Origin of the sequence: Chryseosolibacter histidinae, assembly GCF_018598225.1 — a bacterium.
In the GTDB taxonomy this organism is placed as follows: domain Bacteria; phylum Bacteroidota; class Bacteroidia; order Cytophagales; family Cyclobacteriaceae; genus Chryseosolibacter; species Chryseosolibacter histidini.
This window is the reverse complement of the sequence record NZ_JAHESF010000015.1, coordinates 75,519-93,391: the sequence shown is the minus strand read 5'-3', so window position 1 is coordinate 93,391 and position 17,873 is coordinate 75,519. Positions and strand designations below refer to the sequence as shown.

Genomic DNA, 17,873 nt, shown 5'->3' with positions numbered 1-17,873 from the left:
GACCATTCAAAGAATTCAAATTATTCCACGGGTGGTACCATGATTTTAAAAGATTATAATTTATTTTTCATAGTCACTACTCCTAACGTGGCACCCTGATGTATAAAGCCCTCACCGTTTACTTGCTCTTCTGTGCATCGCTGGCACTGGCCCAACCCGCTGCCGACACGCTGTTTGTGCGGGATGCGGTGAAGAACACCATCGGGTTTTATACCACTTCCATCCAGGGACAGACATCGCTCTACAACGGCAGCCAGTACCGGGAGCCAAACCGGTCTAATAACGACCAGCATCCGTTTTTTGAAAACGACGATTGGGTAACAGGAACCGTGACCTATGACGGCCAGTATTATGAAGATGTGCCGTTGCTTTACGACATCACCTCCGATAAAGTAGTGACCGAGAACTACTACAATGCCGACCAGATCGTGCTGGTGTGGGAAAAGCTCGACGCCTTCACCATCGGCGATGAGGCTTTTTTAAAGCTCAGTCACAAGACTTTGCCCAAAGCCGGATTCTATCATGTGTTATATGACGGCGAGACCAAGGTGGTAGCGCGGCGCCAAAAAGTGATCCGCGAAAAGATCTCCGGGCAAAGCATCGATATCGAGTTCGATCCACGGTACCGCTACTTCATTTTCAAAAACGGCGCGTACTTCCCTGTAAAAAGCAAAGCCTCCATGCTCAAGGTGCTGGAGGATGAAAAACCCGCGCTCCGCCAATTCATCAGCAAAAATAAATTACACTTCAAGTTCATGCGGGAAGAGGCCTTGCGCCGCGTGGCTGCCCATTACGATACTTTAAAAAAACAACCATGAAGGCACGTTACCTTTTACTGCTGATCTGCTTATCCGGCTTTCTGGTAGCCAGGGCACAATCGGATCATCGCATCAGCGGCGACTTCAGGGGCATGACCTTCAGCCAGTTCGTTGCTGCCGTGGAGGGCCAGACCAATTATCGTTTCTATTATAAACCGGCATGGACAGACAGCCTCTCCATACAGGCGCAGGTGCAGAACAAGAACATTTCGGCCCTGCTGGATGAGGTCTTCGCCGGCACCGATCTCAACTATGCCATTGACGACAATAATACAATTTACATCACCCGCGAAAGGAAGATCCTGACCCAGCTTACGCCCGGCTTTTTCGAAGAAACGAAAAGTGTATCGAGGCCAGCACAAAGCTTCGATTACTCAGACTACGAGCGAAGGGAAAAGCAGAAAAAAATAGCGGAAGCAAAACTTTATAACATCGGCGCAAGAACCACCAACCTGCAGGGCAATGCCACCGTCGCAGGCAACATCCGCAACGCCACTTCCGGCGAACCGGTGATCGGCGCCGTGGTCTTCGTGGAGAATCCCACCATCGGAGTTACTACTGACCAGTTCGGCTACTATGCGCTTACCCTCCCCAAAGGCCGGTACGAGGTGAAGATCAAAAGTGTGGGCATGAAAGGAACCCAACGCCTCATTATGCTCTATGCCAGCGGCAGACTCGATATTGAAATGGATGAGGATGTCACACCCCTGAAAGAAGTTGTTGTGGAGTCGGATCAGGACCTGCGCGTTTCAGGCGTGCAGATGGGCATGGAGAAGCTCGACATCAAGACCATGAAACAGATCCCGCTGGCGCTCGGCGAAACTGACATCATGAAGGTGGTGCTCACCCTGCCCGGCGTGCAGAGCGTTGGCGAAGGTACGGTGGGCCTCAACATCCGGGGCGGCGCCGCCAACCAGAACCTCATCCTCTTCAACGATGCTGTGGTGTACAATCCTTCGCACGTGTTCGGCTTCTTCTCAACGTTCAACCCGGATGTGCTTAAAAATGTGGAGCTCTATAAAAGCAGCATCGGTGCCGAATACGGTGGCCGCCTTTCTGCCGTGCTCGATGTGCATTCGCGTGAAGGGAACACCAAAAAATTCTCAGGGTCGGGCGGCATCAGTCCTATCACCGGAAGGTTTACAGTAGAAGGGCCCATCATTAAAGACAAAACCTCTTTCGTGCTGGGCGTACGCTCTACCTATTCGAACTGGCTGATGCGCCGGTTGAACACCCGGTCGCTTCGAAACAGCAAGGCTTCGTTCTACGACCTTACCGCGCAGGTAACGCATAAGATCAATGACAACAACAGCGTGTACCTCTCGGCCTACACAAGCGAGGATGAGTTCAAGCTGAACAGCGATACCTTATACAAGTACACCGACCAGAACGCCTCGCTGAAATGGAAACATGTTTTTAATAACAAGCTTTATGGCGTTCTCACGGGAAGTTACAGCCAATACGAGTTCAATATCTCGAGTGAAAGGGTGCCCCTGAACGCCTTTACCATGGACTTCAACATCCAACAGTGGAGCGCGAAGGCAGACCTCAGCTACTTCCCCAATTCAAAACACACCGTGAACGCAGGTATCAACAGCACACGTTACTACCTGTTGCCCGGCGACATGAAACCTTACGGCACTGAATCGCAGATACTGCCAGACAAGATCGACCGCGAGCATGGACGTGAAAGTGCCGTTTACATCAGCGACCAGTACGAGATCAATCCGAAGCTGTCGCTGTACCTGGGATTGCGTTATTCTTTTTATCAGTACCTGGGCCCGCGCGACGTTTACGTTTATGGCAACGGGCTGCCGCGAGAAAAGACCAACATCACGGACACAGTGTATTATGGTAGCGGTAAATCAATCGCCGACTACAGCGGAGCCGAGCCCCGGTTCTCGCTTCGTTATTCTTTGAGCAAGAATGCTTCGCTGAAGCTGAGCTACAACAGAATGCGCCAGTATATTCAGATGCTCTCCAACACCACGGCCATTCAGCCAACGGATATCTGGAAGCTGAGCGACCGGCATATCCGGCCACAGATGGGAGACCAGTATTCCATCGGCATTTACAAGAACCTGAAAAGCGGACTGATCGAAATGTCGCTCGAGGGCTACTACAAGACCTTGCAGAACACCATCGACTACAAAGGTGGCGCAACACTTTTGCTGAACCACTACATCGAGACCGACGTGCTGGAGGCCAAAGGCAAAGCTTACGGCATCGAGTGGATGGTCAAAAAATCTTCCGGCAAGCTCAACGGTTGGGTTACCTACACCTACTCACGGTCGTTCCTGAAAACAGAATCGGCTTTCCCTTCGGAGACCGTGAACAAGGGTAAGTATTATCCCAGCAACTTTGACAAGCCCCATGCCGTGAATTTCATCGGCAACTACAAGTTCAGCCGGCGGTTCAATTTTTCGCTTAACCTCGTTTACAACACGGGCCGCCCTATCACGCTTCCGATCGCTGTGTATAACGTCAACGGAACACCTCGTGTGCTGTACTCCGACCGTAACCAGTATCGCATTCCTGATTATTTCCGCTCCGACATTTCCATCAACATTGAAGGCAATCACAAGGTGAGGAAACTGGCGCACAGCTCATGGACCTTTGCCGTGTACAACCTCACAGGACGGGCCAACGCCTATTCTGTTTTCTTTGTCTCGCAAAACAATGCCATCAAGGGCTATAAGCTCTCGGTGTTTGCAAGGCCGATCCCTACCATCACCTATAACTTTAAATTCTGATGATGAAACTGATCAGGCTCGGCTTTCCTTTCTCTTTTGCCATGTTGCTGATGGCCATGGGATGTGTCGAGCCTTATAATCCGCCGGTGGTCAGGCAGGAAACCAATTACCTGGTGGCCGATGCCTATCTGAGCACCAACGATGGCACCGTCACTGTATCACTGTCACGTACACAACCTTTATACGCTACTGAGATCCCGCCAGAGTCGGGTGCTGTGGTTACACTGGAAGATGACCAGGGAGCCGTTTATCCCCTTCAGGAGCAGCGCAGCGGTCAGTATTCAACGCAGGGTGTGACGGTAAGCGCAACAAAAAAATACCGCATGCATATCCGAACATCGGGTAAGGAAGATTTCTTCTCGGAGTTTGTCAGCGTCAAAACTTCACCGGAAATAGACAACGTGTACTGGCTGCCTGAAAGTGACGGTATCTTTATTTATGTCGACACCCATGATCCCTCAAACAATTCGCGGTATTATAAATGGAGTTACACCGAAACCTGGGAATATACTTCGAATTTCGCGTCCATTGTGAAAATACTCGAGCCTGGCGTGATCGTGCCGCGTCCTTTTGAGGAGTATATGTACATGTGCTGGCGCACGGTTAACTCCACGGGCATTTTCGTGGGATCTTCGTCCAAGCTGCAGGAAGACGTGATCCGCCAATACCCGCTCATCTTCATACCGAAGGCCAGTTGGAAGCTGGCAAGAAAATACAGCGTACTGGTAAAGCAGCAGACCCTCACAGAAGAAGCTTACAACTACTGGCTGCAGCTTGAGCAGACCACGGAGAGGCTGGGGGGACTGTTCGACCCAATGCCCTCGGAGATCACCGGTAACTTTTACAATGCCACTGACCCGTCGCAACCCGTGCTGGGGTTCTTCAGCGGAGGCACCGTAGTGGAAAAGCGTATGTTCGTATCTTTTATAGAGCTTCCCAGGCACTTACAGGAAACAACCCGCGACTTCTGTGTTGCGGATTCCATTAAACTCGAAGACATCGTCAACTATGGTCCAGGAACCTTGCTGATCGATAGTTATGGCTCGCCTTTCGTTGAAGGCTACCTGACCTCAGCCGGTTCGTGTATCGACTGCCGTACAAAAGGAGGCACTACTACCAAACCTTCATTCTGGAAATGATGGCGCTGCAAATAAAATATCAACCTCATACAATCAAGGCACTGTTCGCACTGCTGATGTTTTTGAGTGCGCACGTGGCACACTGCCAGCAGGCCGGGCTTGACTCGATCACCAAAAAATTTGATACCTACCGTCGTCATGCACTGCAGGAGAAACTGTACGTGCACCTCGATCAGTATTTTTATTTCACGGGTGAAACACTCTGGTTCAGCATCTACTATGTGGATGGAAGCTTTCACAAACCGCTGAATGTAAGCAAGGTCGCTTATGTCGAGATCCTTGACAGGAACAATGCGCCGATGGTCCAGGTGAAGGTTGAGCTCAGCAACGGCATGGGAAAAGGTTCGGCTTTCCTGCCGGCCACCATTCCTTCGGGCAATTACACCCTGAGGGCTTACACCCAGTGGATGAAGAACTTCGACGCCGGTTTTTTCTTCCGGCAGGAGATCACGATCGTGAATCCTTTTACAAAACCTGAAATCGAAGCAAGCAAGTCAACCGCTGATCATCGCATCGCATTTTTCCCGGAAGGTGGCCAGCTCGTATACGGCTTGCCAGGCCAGGTTGCGTTTACGATCACAGACATGTCGGGTAACGGCATACACCGCAACGGTGCCATTATCAACCAGCAAAACGACACCATCGTAACGTTCAGGCCGCACCGCTTCGGCATGGGACGTTTTTCGTTCACACCCGCAGCCGGCCAGGAATACCGCGCGGTGGTGAGAGACCACAACGGCCGCCCTGTAGTGCATGCGTTCCCGAAGATCAGTGATACCGGTTATGTGATGGCTGTAACGGAAAACAACAATCAGGTGAAGATCAGCGTGAGCTGCAAGCCTAACGGAACCAACCCGGCTTTTGTTTACCTGTTTGCCCATAGCCGCAACGTGGTCATTCGCGCAGAGATGAAAATACTGAAGGCACAGCAATGCGAGTTTGTGATCGACAGGAACAACCTGCGCGAAGGCGTAAACCATTTCACCATCCTGGATGAAGCACAACGCCCCGTATGTGAACGTTTATACTTCAGGCAGCCTTCACCCGCGCTCACCATCAGGGCCAGCACCGATCAGCAGCAATACGGCACCCGGCGAAAGGTTACCCTGCAGCTCCAGTCAGGCTTACGCGATCAGCCCGTACCGGCAAACCTTTCTGTAGCCATCACAAAGATCGACTCACTTTCCGCTCACAATCCGCATGACATCTTCCGCTACCTGATGCTCTCTTCCGACCTGCAGGGAAAAGTGGAGCTGCCGGCCTATTACTTTACACCCAACGATGCCGACGTTGCACTGGCTACTGACAACCTCATGCTTACCCGGGGATGGCGGAAATTCAACTGGGACAAGATCCTTTCATCGGACCTCACCTTCGCGCACATTCCGGAGTACCGCGGACATATCGTACGTGCCAGCGCAACCCGGGCCAGCGATACCACCAAAGGCAGCGTGCTCACGTATCTTGCCGTACCCGGAAAACAGGTGCGGTTCCGTGGAGCCCGCAGCAATGCCAGGGGCGAGCTGTTGTTCGATGTAGGCCTCCTCACAGGACAGCACAAAATGCTGATGCTTACCACGCCTAATCAGTCGGGCAACGCCAGGCTCGAAGTAAAGAATCCGTTCTCTTCCGAACCTGCCGCAGGTATAAGCCCTTTCAGGCTGCCCGCGGGCGCCGAGAAAAAATTCCTGGAACGAAGCATTGCCATGCAGGTGCAGGATATCTTTTATGAAGAAACATCAACGCAGGCTGCGCAGCCCATTTCTGATACGCTTGCATTTTATGGGAAAGCAGACGAGACCTATTACCTCGACCGGTACACGCGATTTCCCGTGATGGAAGAGGTGATGCGTGAATATGTTCCGGGTGTATTTGTGCGCAAGCGGAAAGATGGATTTCATTTTATCGTGATCGATGCCACCAACGGCGGTGTGTTCTCAGCAGACCCTATGATCCTGCTAGACGGTGTGCCGCTCTTCGATGCCGACCGCATCATGGAGGTAGACCCCAGGAAGGTGAAAAAGTTGGAAGTAGTGAAGCGAAAATATCACCTCGGACCATTGTCTATGCCCGGTATTGTGAGCTACACCACTTATCAGGGAGACATTGCTGGTGTTGAGATGGATCCCGGAAGCATTTCACTGAATTATGAAGCGCTGCAACAGTACCGCGAGTTCAGCAGCCCGCATTACACAAACCAGCAGCAGTTCGGCAGCCGCATGCCAGACCGGCGTTATCTTATTTACTGGGCACCACACGTAACCACCGGCACCGATGGTACCTGTACACTCGAATTCTATACCTCTGATGTTACCGGCACGTTTCAGATATCCGTTCAGGGGCTCGCCAAAAGCGGAGATGCAGGCAGCACTGTACAAACTTTTACAGTGAGGTGATCGCGGTAAATGGCCCATTTTAAAGGTAGTTCCACAAAAGGTGTTGCCTCTTGTGAAGTGACTGTGGCACAAGGCTCAGGCTGAACTTTTATAACACCAATTTCCTTGTTACGTTTGTAATTATAATTGTATGGCAACGAAAACTCAGGACCTGAAAGCGATCGAAAAGATCTCCAAAGCCCTTGGCGACAGGAACAGACTCAATATTCTGCAGCACATCACTAAAAAAGGCGGTTGTGCCCAGTGTTCAGAGATCCACGACATCATAGACCTTGCACAGCCTTCTATCTCGCACCACGTGAAAATTCTGACGGAAGCAGGCCTTATCGAGCCCGAAAAAGAAGGAAGGAACTTCAAATACACCCTGAATACCAGCGTGTTGAACGATTATCTGAAATTTTTAGAAAAATTGAAGAACGATTAGCGCTTCTTTTTTGTCATAAATACATTGAAGTTTTTAAATATATCAATATTTAAATTAAAGAATGAACGTATGGCAAACACCTTATTCACACCTTACCGCTTGAGCGGACTTGAGCTCAACAACCGCATTGTAATGGCCCCCATGACCCGGAGTCGCGCCATTGGTAATATTCCCAACGAGACCATGGCCGAATTTTATGCCCAGCGCGCTGCCGCCGGCCTGCTGATCACTGAAGGCACTTCTCCCTCGCCTAATGGCCTGGGTTATGCCCGCATCCCTGGCATTTTTTCAGATGAACAGGTTGCTGGCTGGAAAAAAGTGACGGATGCAGTGCATGAGAAAGGTGGCAAGATCGTGGTACAGCTGATGCATACAGGCCGGGTAGCTCATGCTGACAACCTCCCTGCAGGTGCTACCGTATTAGGGCCCTCCGCAGTGAAGCTCGAGAATACAAAAATGTGGGTGGATGCAAAAGGTGTTCTGGAATTGCCTGCAGCCAAGGAAATGTCAGTTGAAGATATCTTATTAACCATCGATGAATATGTACAGGCAGCACGCAATGCGATCCGCGCCGGCTTCGACGGCATCGAGCTGCATGGCGCCAACGGCTATCTCATCAAACAATTTTTAAATCCTCATTCCAACCGGCGCACCGACCAGTATGGTGGAAGCATTGAGAACAGGTCGCGCTTCCTGCTGGAAGTTGTCTCGGCCGTGATCAACGCCATCGGCAAAGACAAAGTGGGTATTCGCCTCTCTCCTTTCGGCACCTATAACGAAACACATGCTTACCCTGAAACTGAAGCCACGTACCTTTACCTGGCAGAAGCGTTGAAAAAACTTGACATCGCCTATCTGCACATTACCGATCAGTCTGTTAAAGGAGAGCCAAACGAGCTGACGAAAGCGATCAGGAAGATCTTCACCAATACAGTGATCCTCTCCGGTGGCTACAGTGCAGTAAAAGCAGAGGAAGCGCTGAGCCAGGGCTACGGCGACCTCGTTTCATTCGGCGTGCCCTTCATCGCCAACCCTGACCTGGTCGATCGTTTCAAAAGCAAACTTCCGCTCAACCAACCCAAGTTCGATCTGTTCTATACGGCGGGCAAGGAAGGTTACACAGATTATCCGGTTTTTGAAGACGTTCCGGTATTCGCGTGAAAAAGGAGTAAGGAGTAAGAATTAAGGAGTAAGGAGTCGCCCGAAGCCGGATCCTCCGTACCTCGTTCCGATAGCTATCGGGATCGTACCTCGTACTTAAGACATAGCTAGTAGGTTGAAGTAAGGAGCTAGGGATAGTGATGTCCCTGCTCCTTTAATTATTCCATATGAGCGATGATCTCGTTCTCGTCGATGCGGATGTCGTCTTCGCCTACTTCGTCAAACGGGTGCTCGAGGTGGTCCTGGATGTTGTCGAGGCTTACGAGAATAAAGCTGTAGAGCACGGGCATCACGTATTCGAGACTCGCAGAGAAGTCGTTGAAAGTGCTGGCGAAGTAAGGTCCGTAGATCACGGGAAACACGTAGATAAATACTTTGCTGTAGGCCCTGAGCGTAATGGGTGTGCGGTAGTCATGAATGATCCGCAGGTTATCGAAAGCAATGATCATTTTGCTCACGTACTGGTTCACACGCGAGATCTCTCCCGCCTGCACACCATACTGGCGAAATTCCATGGTGAGGTGTGAGAGCTTGGAAAAATATCCGTAGATCTTCTTTTCATTTTGCTGCCACTCCGCCTTCTGCCGGGAAGTGAACATGGTGCGCATCAGGATGATCATTTCGTTCACCAGCGAGCGCACACGGTTGGGCAGATCATTGTTCTTGTCTGTAGGCCAATCGCGTGAAGCATAATACATGGCAATGGCATGGCCTTTAAAATCGGAGAAGCGCTGCAGTGCAGTTTCGCGGCGATTGTATGCCGAACCGATAGAGAATACCACCGGGAATACGATGGCCACACCCACCAGCATATCCGGAAACTTGGCCGTAAGTCCCAGTCTGTAACACACATACGTGGAGATTACAGACAGGGCGGTAACAACCAAGGTCTTATAGTTGATGATGAGAAAAAAACTTTTCAGAACTTTTTTCATAGGCCGGGTTATTCGGACGCAAAAGTTCTAAAAAATAGAAATATTAACAAATTGTTAAGCCAGTAGGCAGTAGGCAATCCCGATAGCTATCGGGACCGATAATTATCGGGAGCGGTAGGCAACCGACCCGCCCAGATGCCAGGGACCAGGTTTCTATTCAGAGAGCACCTCTACCTCCACGCGCAAATTCTTTTTGGCATTGGCACTGTTCTCGTTATAGAGGGGTTTCTTGCCACCCCAGGCCTTCACCTCCATGCGGGCTGCGTCAATGCCGTGGCTCTGCAGGTATTCTTTTACTACATCAGCGCGGCTCTCGGAAAGATCTTTGGCTGAGCCCGTGCCCTCTTTGCCACCCTCCAGGGAGAAGAAGTTCTTGTTCGCTCCCAATGTGATGATGCGCCCGTGATAATTTCCATTGGCATGGCCGTGCAGGCGTATGCGACAACGGGGATTCTCCCGCATCATCTGCAGCAGCAAGTCAAGGTCGGGTTTCGATTCGGGAAGCATCAGCGCTGCATTGTTATAAAAGCTCACACCCGAAAGCGTGGTCACATCACCTGCGCGGTAACGGGTCAGGTTGAAGTTCATCACAATGGTGGTGCCCATAAGGTCCACATAATCTTTCACCGTGTCGGCCAGCGGCAACGGATAGTTGAGCTCCTGCTCGATGCGACGATAGCCAATCGATTCACAGATCAGCGTGAGCCGGCCCGATTTATTTTTAGGATCCGGCAGCAACAGGTACTCGTTGCCCCTTACTTCCTTGATCAGTCTTTTGCGATCGGCGTCCATCACTTTCACCACACCATCAACGATACGGTTATTGGCCGCGTCGTACAGGCTCAGAAATACCTCTGTGTTGCCGAGCGTCATCTGCGCATATTGTTTGATCTCCGGGTTGTCTGTGACTTCGGTCTCATCGACCTGAAGCGATACGAACGTCACCGGGGCAGGGCTTTGCGCGGCGATGTCAGACTGATTAAGCGACGCCGTCTCCGTGGCTTTGCCATCCGGTTCACTCGCTGACACGGTTGCCTGGGGCGCTTGCTGTGTTTCCTGTTTTGCATTTGCAGCCGTGATATTGCCGGAAACCACACGCACCCAGGCGCCCGCAAATTCTGATTGCTTCCTCGTCTTTTGCATCTCCCGGAGCGACTCTTTCAGATCTGTGAAATACCGCAGGTAAACGAAGAAGTAATTCCGGCTCGAGTTAAATCCGTAATCTGCCTGGAAGCCTTTCTGCTGAAGGATGGTAGCATAGCTGCGCGCGATGTTCTCATGGGCAGGTGCGTAAGCGCTCACCACGATGTAATAACCCGGCGCCAGCTCCGTGGCATGTTGCGCTTGTGTGGTAAATGACAGACATACCGATATCAGCAGGCCGAGGGCATAGGTACAGGTTTTCATGTAAGATTGAAGGGATTAATTCTACCGAATATTGCAAAAAGTTAAGGAATTTGCAACGGTTCGATGCCTGCTTTTAGCGGTATCAGGATTTTCTCACGTATGATTTTAACCGTTCTTGTAAAAAACCAAGACCATAGCCAAAGAACTGGATGAGCGCTGAAGGCACTGCCAGCACCCCCACGGCAAGGCTCCGGGTGGTGAGTACGGCATGTATAAAAATGGCCAGGAGGTAAAACAGGAATCCTGAAAACAGGAATCCGAACCAACGTACATCCACGAGCAGGGTCGCCAGCATCATCAGGGTACCCAGGGTAAAGAGCGCGGGAACCCAGTGGGTGATTTTGACCTCCTGTGGGTATACTTTTCCAATCAGGGCGCGGCCTTTTCCGAAATTGAATACCTGTTTATAGAACTGGCCGAATGAGGTCCTCCTTTTATGGTACACAAAGGCATCGGGAATCAGTCCTACGTTGAAGCCCTGGTTCCGCATGCGGATGCTGAATTCAATATCCTCCGCAAAACGGTCGAATTTGAATCCCCCGGTAACCTCGAACACCTTGCGTGAAATGCCCATGTTGAAGCTCCGGGGCTGAAACCAGCCGATCCGTTTTTTTCCGCCCCTGATCCCCCCCGTTGTAAGCACCGAAGACATGGTATAAGCCATCGCGCGTTGAACCGTGGTGAAATTCTCATGGCCTTTGTCGGGACCACCCCAGGCATCAAAACCAGATTCCTGCAACCCACGCTCCACAGCCTCAAAATATGCGGGCGGCAGAATGCAGTCTGAATCGAACACTACAAAATAATCACCCCTGGCCTGCTGGTAGCCTACGTTGCGGCTTGGACCCGGCCCCGAGTTGGGTTTGTAGATATATTGAATGGACAAACGGTCGCGGTACGGGTCAACCACGGTGTCACAACGGACTGACGACCCGTCTTCCACAATGATAACTTCGAAATCTTTTCGCGTTTGTAAGATCAAACTTTCCAGAAGCTCCTGTACCTCCTGTGGCCTGTTGTAGACGGGGATGATTATTGAAAACCTGGGATTCATTGGTGACCCGTAGACAGTAAGTTAATAGTAGGCAGTAGGCAAACCCCGATAGGCATCGGAGCAGTAGGCAAATGGTGGGTCAAACAAATCACTTTTTTTATTTTCGGGTTCGGCAGCAGCACCTAACAAAATCGCAGCACGAACTTTGCCTACTGCCATTTTGCCTACTGCCTACTGAATAACGATCTTCTTCGTGGGGAGATCCTGCAACCCTACTTCGTCTATCACCAGATAATCCCTCTTAGACAAGCTTTGCATGGCGATCATCTCGGCAAGGAACCCAGTTACGAACAGCTGCACCCCGATGATCAGGGCTACCAGTGCCAGGTAAAATAGCGGTTGGGCCGTAATATCCCTTTTCATGGGCAACTTTGAAAAGAACAGTGAATCCATTTTATCCCAGAACAGCTTGACGGTGAACAGAAAACCGATCGCCATAGACAGTGTTCCAAAGGTTCCAAAAAAGTGCATGGGCTTTTGCCGGAAGCGGCTCACAAAAGTGATCGACAGCAGGTCGAGGAAACCATTGATAAAACGTTCGAGCCCGAATTTGGTACGGCCATATTTGCGCTCCTGGTGCTCTACCGGTTTTTCCGTGATCCTGGTAAAACCAGCCCATTTTGCGATCAGGGGAATGTAGCGGTGCATTTCTCCATACACCGTGATATTCTTGACCACGGAGGTCTGATAGGCCTTCAGTCCGCAGTTGAAGTCGTGCAGGTCGATGCCTGACAGCTTCCGGGTAATGTAATTGAAGAACTTGGAGGGGATGGTCTTCGAGAGCGGGTCGTATCTTTTTTTCTTCCAGCCCGATACGAGGTGAAATCCTTTTTCGCTGATCATCTTATAGAGCTCCGGGATCTCGTCAGGGCTGTCCTGGAGGTCGGCGTCCATGGTGATCACCACGTTGCCCTTGGCGGCCCGGAAGCCGGTTTGCAGGGCGGCGGATTTACCAAAATTGCGATTGAAACGGATGCCTTTGAAGCGGCTGTCGGCGGCGTTGATCTCCACTATCTTCTGCCACGTCTGGTCTGTGCTTCCATCGTCGATCATGATCACTTCAAAGGAAAAGCCGTGCGCTTGCATCACACGGCCTATCCATTGACACAATTCCGGAAGTGATTCCTCTTCGTCTTGTGCGGGTATTACTACGGAAATATCAAGATTCTCTCTGTTCATTAAATCATTTCAGGCTCACGTTTTCTTACAAAAAGGCCGATGATCAATGCGCCCAAGCCATAAAATAATAGCGCAATGCCAAAGCCTGTTAACATTCCCAGAGGCGTAAAACGTTTCGTTACGTCTTCCGGGTTGTACTTATCCCTTATCTGCTCCACCGCATCTTCCGGTGCACCAAACTTCTGGGCCCAATATATAGAGGTATCCAGTTGCGATTGGGCCATCTGGTCAGGAAACGCCGGATCGATCAGCAAAAATATTGCTGTAAACACCGTACCGAGCAATCCATTAAAAAGCAATACGATAAATGCGTATTTGAAAGCAGCTCCATAGCTAACATAACCTCCTACACTTTTTCTCCATTGAATACCCTGGTATATCGTATAACCAAGATTTACCGCCAGGATGATAAACAGGTAGGAAAATCCCGTCAATTTACTGGGAAAAGCCACATAAATAACAAGAAAAAGAACAATATGTATCACGCCCAGTATTAAGCCTTTTTTCATGGCATCCTGGAACCAGGACGATTGTTGGACAACTGCTGTTTCTTCCATAAGTGTGAGGTTTTAGGTTTTAGGTTGACGTCTTAAAATTACCGATAAAATGATACTTACCAGAAGCCCTATCCAATAGCATTGCTTAAAGTAGTTCCATCCCATCCAGAAAGCATTAGTCGACGCCAGCGCTTCCAAATTACGGTCGATATTCTCTTTTCCGATCTGTTTGACCTCATCCGGGCCAAGCGCCCGTACCTGCTTGGTGAACAGATCGATAAAGGTTGTCACAAAGGCGTTCTCCCAGGTGGCGAACAGCGTGACCAGGGTCGACGCCAGGAGCCCGTACACAGTTATAAAAATAAAGCTGGCCATGAGTCCCTGCCCGAAATACAATACACCACCCTGATAATGGTCGCGCAGCTCTTTCAGCACAAAAAAGATGAACACGCCGAAAAGAAAGATCCGGAAATCAAAAAAAACAGGGATCAGGAACGGGTGCTCGGTAATGTAGTACAACCCGATCACCAGCACGGCACCCAGGCCTCCCGCGATGAGCCCGTAGAACAAAGGTACCTTGACAAGGGGTTTCATGTTAAAGATCGAACGCGTGTTTAGTATTGTTGAATACAGCTACGGCCTTTCCCCTGAGCTGCTGCCCGAACCAGGGCGAGTTCTTCGATTTGGAGCTGTTGCTCTTCTCGTCCAGTACCCATTCGCGTTGGGGATCGAACAGGGTGAGGTTAGCCTTCGTATCTTCTTCGATGCGGGGCATCTCCAGGTTCAGCACACGGCGCGGCCCCACCGTGACCTTTTCGATCAGCACATCCCAGTCAACATTGCGCGACAGTGACACTAGGTTGGCGCCGAAGGTCTGCAGGCTGATGATACCGAAGTCGGCCAGGTCGAACTCCAGGTTCTTGCTTTCGTCATCATGGGCTACGTGGCCGGAGCAGATCACATCGATGCTGCCTTCTTTCAATCCTTTGATCAGGGCATCGTTGTCTGCCTTTTCCCGCAGGGGCGGATTCACCTTGTAATTGGTATCGAAATCAACGAGCAGGCTATCTTCCAGCAACGGTTGGTATGCTGTAACATCGCAGCTGACGTTCAGCTTCTTCCGGGCAGCTTTGATCAGCTCAACCGATTTGGCGGTGGAGATCCGCGAAAAATGCAGGCGTCCTCCGGCATAGGCCAGCAGCTCCAGGTATTTGCTTACCACGATCTCTTCAGCGATGCGCGGCATACCTTTCAAACCAAGCCTCGTGCTGTTGATGCCTTCGTGCATCTGGCCGAACATGTTGAGCCAGTTGTCTTCGGGGTGATCGATCAGCACGCCGTTGAACTTCTGCAGGTATTGCAGCGCCTTCAGCATGATATCGGTATGCCAGATGGGTTTGAGTCCATCGGTGAAGCCCACGGCACCGGCCTCGTGAAGGTCAATCATCTCCGTGAGCTCTTCACCCTTGTTGTTGCGCGTTACCGAAGCCAGCACATGCACCTGCACCAGCCTGTTCTCGTTGTTGCGCATGAGGTAGCTGATCTCGTTCTTGGTCTGCACGGCCGGAACGGTGTTGGGCAGCACGGCAATTTCCGTGAACCCTCCTGCCGCGGCGGCACGGGCTGCGGAGTTAAGGTCTTCCTTGTGTTCCAGGCCGGGGTCTCCCACAAAGGTGCCCAGGTCAAACCACCCCGGTGAAAGCAACATGCCTTCGGCCCTGATCACTTTGTCTGCCGTGTAGTTCTTGTCGCCGATCTCGGTGATACGGCCATTGCTGACGAGAACATTTTTTTCTTTTTGATGAAAGGGTGAGTTGGGATCGAGTATTAGGGGTGATTGAATTAAAATCTTCATCAATCTTTATTTTAGAAAGCGGATCAGCAGAACCTCTGCCAGCAGGAAGAACAAAGCCAGCATGATGGCATACTTCCATAAAGGTTTGCCCAAATATCTCGCTTTTATTTCGTTGCTGAAAGCCTCCGTGGAAGCAGCCTCAAAAATAGTTATGTTTTTTCCGTTCCCCATCTGCTCGTGCACTTCTTCGCCTGTAAACTGATCGAGCAGGGATTCTGCCTTGTCGGGATTGAAGGCTACCAGGCTCACGGTGTCGCGGTTCGAAACCACGTTGTAAAATCCCTGGGCCACAGAGAATTTCGGAATGTCGAGGTAAACAATGTCGCTCACCTTGCGCTGCGCGGGCACGATCTCCTGGGCCCCTACCAGGCGCAACGATTCATCGGGCGAAAGGCTATCCACGCGCAGGGTGATGAAGTCTTCGTTCAGGGTATGATACAACCTGCTGTCGTTCTTGCGGCTGCTGCCGGCGATCCTGTACATCACAGGCACAAACAGCGCGTGGTTGTAAAAATCGGTGAAGGCCGACTTCAATGGCGACGCCATCAGGTACAAGGTGCCGCCCTGGCCAAACCTTGAAAGAAATGGCTGATCGTTCTTGAAGCGAAGAATGGCCGAGCGATCAATGCCCCAGTCAAGCACCCGGCTGGCCCGGGGCATGGCAATGGAAACGGAGCGCTCTTCAAATACATTTTCAAAAAAAGGATTATTGAAGTCGGGGCGGTCAAGCTCCTGGAGTGACGCGGCCCCCGTAATAACCTTCAGCGGATTATTACCTGCAAACTGCTGAAGGCTTGCGGCATCGGGACTTGTACCGGGGATCAGCAGCAGCGTGCCCGATTCGTTCAAATAGGTGCGCAACGAAAGACTCAGCGACGCGTCGAGCTTATTGAGGCCGTTCACCACCACAAGATCTGATTGCCCCAGCAGGCTGTAATTGAAATTGCCTACCGGGAAACTTCTGAAGTTAAAGACCTGCTTGTTGCCAAAGACCTTCTCAACGGGGGTAATTGCGTTGTCGGGTTTGATCTCGATGATATTGATCTTGTCTGTGAAATTGAGGGCCAGGAAGAATTCGTTGTCAAAGCTCACGGGAAAATCATTGAACGAGATCACGGCCCTGTTCAAACCTGAGAGGGCTGTGGTAAGATCGAAGCTGGTCTCTGTGATACCGTTCTGGGGGATGCCGATGGTAACGGTTCCGGCCTGGATGTTATTGATGGTCAGCTTGAGGTTGAGCAGGTCAACTTCAGACCGCCCTTCGTTCCGCACCTTCACCTTCAGCACATTTTTTTCTCCGCCTGCCGCAAACGGATTTTCGAGGTAAGCCGAGTCGAGAAAAACATTGGGCAGCGGTGCCAGGGCGATCGGTACCAGGTGCCACCGGGTAGTGCTGTCCCATGCCGCGGGGATCTTTCCGGCGGTGGATTTTTGAAAGTCTGAGATCCAGAAGAATTCGCGCGACCGGTTTACACCGTCCTGTTCAAGCCTTTGTTTTATTTCCTCCATGGAGCGGCTTACGGGCGAGAGGCGCACCTGTGCCAGCAGGTCCAGGGCTTCACTCCGGGTCTTGAATGCATTGGAGAAAGGGGCAAAGTCATTGGTAAGGATCTTATACCGCGTGTCTGGCGGGAAGAGCTCAACGATGTTCTGGGCGAAGCTCAGCGCCGCATCGATTGCCCGGGTCTTATCGCCGAGCTGGGCAGACATGCTTTGGGAGTTGTCGATGTACAGCACAATGCTTCTGCCTGCCCCCAGCTGTTCACGGGCCGGGATCAGCGGCTGGGCAAATGCCAGCACCACAAAGAGCAGGAACAGCAACCTTGAAGCAAGGATAAGGTAGTGCTTGAGCTTCCGTTTAGCCGTTGTCACTTCTTTTACAAGCTTCAGGAAGCGGGTGTTGGAAAAATAGATCCGCGTTGTTTTCCTGAAATTGAAAAGATGAATGAGTACCGGTATGGAAAGCGCTGCTAAAGCCCAAAGAAAGGTTGGATATAAAAACGTCATTCGCCCAAAGATAACCCGGGGAGGTTAAAAGTTTGAAGTTTGAAGTTTAAAGTTTGAAGTTTAAAGTTCAAGGCTTAAAGTTAGGAGCGGTGAATGGTTGCCCGTTGCCGGTTGGTGGAATCTGATTCATTCAAGGCCGATAGCAGATTTAACAACTTACCGTTGCTGCGACGAACCCAACTTTAACCTTAAATCTTAAACTTTAAACTGCAAAAACTAGCCGTCAGACCACCCCTTGGATGGCCCGA

14 protein-coding genes are annotated in these 17,873 nt (G+C 50.9%); 6 read left to right on the top strand and 8 right to left on the bottom strand.

Going from position 1 to position 17,873, the window contains the following annotated elements; translation table 11 throughout:
• Window positions 1-98: 98 nt before the first annotated feature.
• The 6 genes from KK083_RS16530 to KK083_RS16505 all read left to right on the top strand — a co-directional run bounded on the left by KK083_RS16530 (window position 99) and on the right by KK083_RS16505 (window position 8,691).
• Complete coding sequence (locus KK083_RS16530; RefSeq protein WP_254164712.1) at window positions 99-818, top strand: hypothetical protein; 720 nt, start codon at window positions 99-101, stop codon at window positions 816-818.
• Complete coding sequence (locus KK083_RS16525; RefSeq protein WP_254164710.1) at window positions 815-3,571, top strand: TonB-dependent receptor domain-containing protein; 2,757 nt, start codon at window positions 815-817, stop codon at window positions 3,569-3,571. The genes KK083_RS16530 and KK083_RS16525 overlap by 4 nt, the downstream gene beginning before the upstream one ends.
• Window positions 3,571-4,710 (top strand): DUF4249 domain-containing protein, encoded by a 1,140-nt coding sequence (locus KK083_RS16520; protein WP_254164708.1) that lies wholly within the window; start codon window positions 3,571-3,573, stop codon window positions 4,708-4,710. The genes KK083_RS16525 and KK083_RS16520 overlap by 1 nt, the downstream gene beginning before the upstream one ends.
• Window positions 4,707-7,106, top strand: coding sequence for a hypothetical protein (locus KK083_RS16515; RefSeq protein ID WP_254164706.1), 2,400 nt, complete (start codon window positions 4,707-4,709; stop codon window positions 7,104-7,106). Before KK083_RS16520 ends, KK083_RS16515 begins: the two co-directional genes overlap by 4 nt.
• A gap of 130 nt (window positions 7,107-7,236) precedes the next feature.
• On the top strand, window positions 7,237-7,530 hold the full coding sequence (locus KK083_RS16510; RefSeq protein ID WP_254164704.1) for an ArsR/SmtB family transcription factor: 294 nt from the start codon (window positions 7,237-7,239) through the stop codon (window positions 7,528-7,530).
• A gap of 69 nt (window positions 7,531-7,599) precedes the next feature.
• Entirely contained in the window at window positions 7,600-8,691 is a 1,092-nt protein-coding gene (locus tag KK083_RS16505) for an alkene reductase (RefSeq protein ID WP_254164702.1), read from the top strand.
• Between the two features lie 158 nt (window positions 8,692-8,849).
• Here the strand turns inward: KK083_RS16505 and KK083_RS16500 are convergent, their stop codons facing one another.
• The 8 genes from KK083_RS16500 to KK083_RS16465 all read right to left on the bottom strand — a co-directional run bounded on the left by KK083_RS16500 (window position 8,850) and on the right by KK083_RS16465 (window position 17,625).
• The gene (locus KK083_RS16500) at window positions 8,850-9,626 is read right to left on the bottom strand and encodes a hypothetical protein (RefSeq protein ID WP_254164700.1); all 777 of its coding nucleotides are present in this window, start codon (window positions 9,624-9,626) and stop codon (window positions 8,850-8,852) included.
• 153 nt (window positions 9,627-9,779) lie between these two features.
• Complete coding sequence (locus KK083_RS16495) at window positions 9,780-11,033, bottom strand: OmpA family protein (protein ID WP_254164698.1); 1,254 nt, start codon at window positions 11,031-11,033, stop codon at window positions 9,780-9,782.
• An 82-nt stretch (window positions 11,034-11,115) separates the two neighbouring features.
• Window positions 11,116-12,087 carry a glycosyltransferase family 2 protein gene (locus tag KK083_RS16490; RefSeq protein WP_254164696.1) on the bottom strand — a complete coding sequence of 324 codons (972 nt, stop codon included), beginning with the start codon at window positions 12,085-12,087 and terminating at the stop codon, window positions 11,116-11,118.
• 171 nt (window positions 12,088-12,258) lie between these two features.
• Window positions 12,259-13,266 (bottom strand): glycosyltransferase family 2 protein, encoded by a 1,008-nt coding sequence (locus tag KK083_RS16485; RefSeq protein ID WP_254164694.1) that lies wholly within the window; start codon window positions 13,264-13,266, stop codon window positions 12,259-12,261.
• Complete coding sequence (locus tag KK083_RS16480; RefSeq protein WP_254164692.1) at window positions 13,266-13,823, bottom strand: DUF4199 domain-containing protein; 558 nt, start codon at window positions 13,821-13,823, stop codon at window positions 13,266-13,268. Before KK083_RS16480 ends, KK083_RS16485 begins: the two co-directional genes overlap by 1 nt.
• A gap of 12 nt (window positions 13,824-13,835) precedes the next feature.
• On the bottom strand, window positions 13,836-14,357 hold the full coding sequence (locus tag KK083_RS16475; protein WP_254164690.1) for a DUF4199 domain-containing protein: 522 nt from the start codon (window positions 14,355-14,357) through the stop codon (window positions 13,836-13,838).
• Window position 14,358: 1 nt separating this feature from the next.
• Window positions 14,359-15,618 (bottom strand): dihydroorotase, encoded by a 1,260-nt coding sequence (locus KK083_RS16470; protein ID WP_254164688.1) that lies wholly within the window; start codon window positions 15,616-15,618, stop codon window positions 14,359-14,361.
• A gap of 6 nt (window positions 15,619-15,624) precedes the next feature.
• On the bottom strand, window positions 15,625-17,625 hold the full coding sequence (locus KK083_RS16465) for a vWA domain-containing protein (RefSeq protein ID WP_254164686.1): 2,001 nt from the start codon (window positions 17,623-17,625) through the stop codon (window positions 15,625-15,627).
• Between the last annotated feature and the right edge of the window lie 248 nt (window positions 17,626-17,873).

Bases quoted from the DNA above. Each gene is read 5' to 3' on its own strand.
- KK083_RS16495 (WP_254164698.1), bottom strand. From the start codon at position 11,033: ATGAAAACCTGTACCTATGCCCTCGGCCTGCTGATATCGGTATGTCTG.
- KK083_RS16480 (WP_254164692.1), bottom strand. From the start codon at position 13,823: ATGGAAGAAACAGCAGTTGTCCAACAATCGTCCTGGTTCCAGGATGCC.
- KK083_RS16525 (WP_254164710.1), top strand. From the start codon at position 815: ATGAAGGCACGTTACCTTTTACTGCTGATCTGCTTATCCGGCTTTCTG.
- KK083_RS16470 (WP_254164688.1), bottom strand. From the start codon at position 15,618: ATGAAGATTTTAATTCAATCACCCCTAATACTCGATCCCAACTCACCC.
- KK083_RS16490 (WP_254164696.1), bottom strand. From the start codon at position 12,087: ATGAATCCCAGGTTTTCAATAATCATCCCCGTCTACAACAGGCCACAG.
- KK083_RS16530 (WP_254164712.1), top strand. From the start codon at position 99: ATGTATAAAGCCCTCACCGTTTACTTGCTCTTCTGTGCATCGCTGGCA.
- KK083_RS16500 (WP_254164700.1), bottom strand. From the start codon at position 9,626: ATGAAAAAAGTTCTGAAAAGTTTTTTTCTCATCATCAACTATAAGACC.
- KK083_RS16465 (WP_254164686.1), bottom strand. From the start codon at position 17,625: ATGACGTTTTTATATCCAACCTTTCTTTGGGCTTTAGCAGCGCTTTCC.
- KK083_RS16510 (WP_254164704.1), top strand. From the start codon at position 7,237: ATGGCAACGAAAACTCAGGACCTGAAAGCGATCGAAAAGATCTCCAAA.
- KK083_RS16505 (WP_254164702.1), top strand. From the start codon at position 7,600: ATGGCAAACACCTTATTCACACCTTACCGCTTGAGCGGACTTGAGCTC.
- KK083_RS16475 (WP_254164690.1), bottom strand. From the start codon at position 14,357: ATGAAACCCCTTGTCAAGGTACCTTTGTTCTACGGGCTCATCGCGGGA.
- KK083_RS16520 (WP_254164708.1), top strand. From the start codon at position 3,571: ATGATGAAACTGATCAGGCTCGGCTTTCCTTTCTCTTTTGCCATGTTG.
- KK083_RS16485 (WP_254164694.1), bottom strand. From the start codon at position 13,266: ATGAACAGAGAGAATCTTGATATTTCCGTAGTAATACCCGCACAAGAC.
- KK083_RS16515 (WP_254164706.1), top strand. From the start codon at position 4,707: ATGATGGCGCTGCAAATAAAATATCAACCTCATACAATCAAGGCACTG.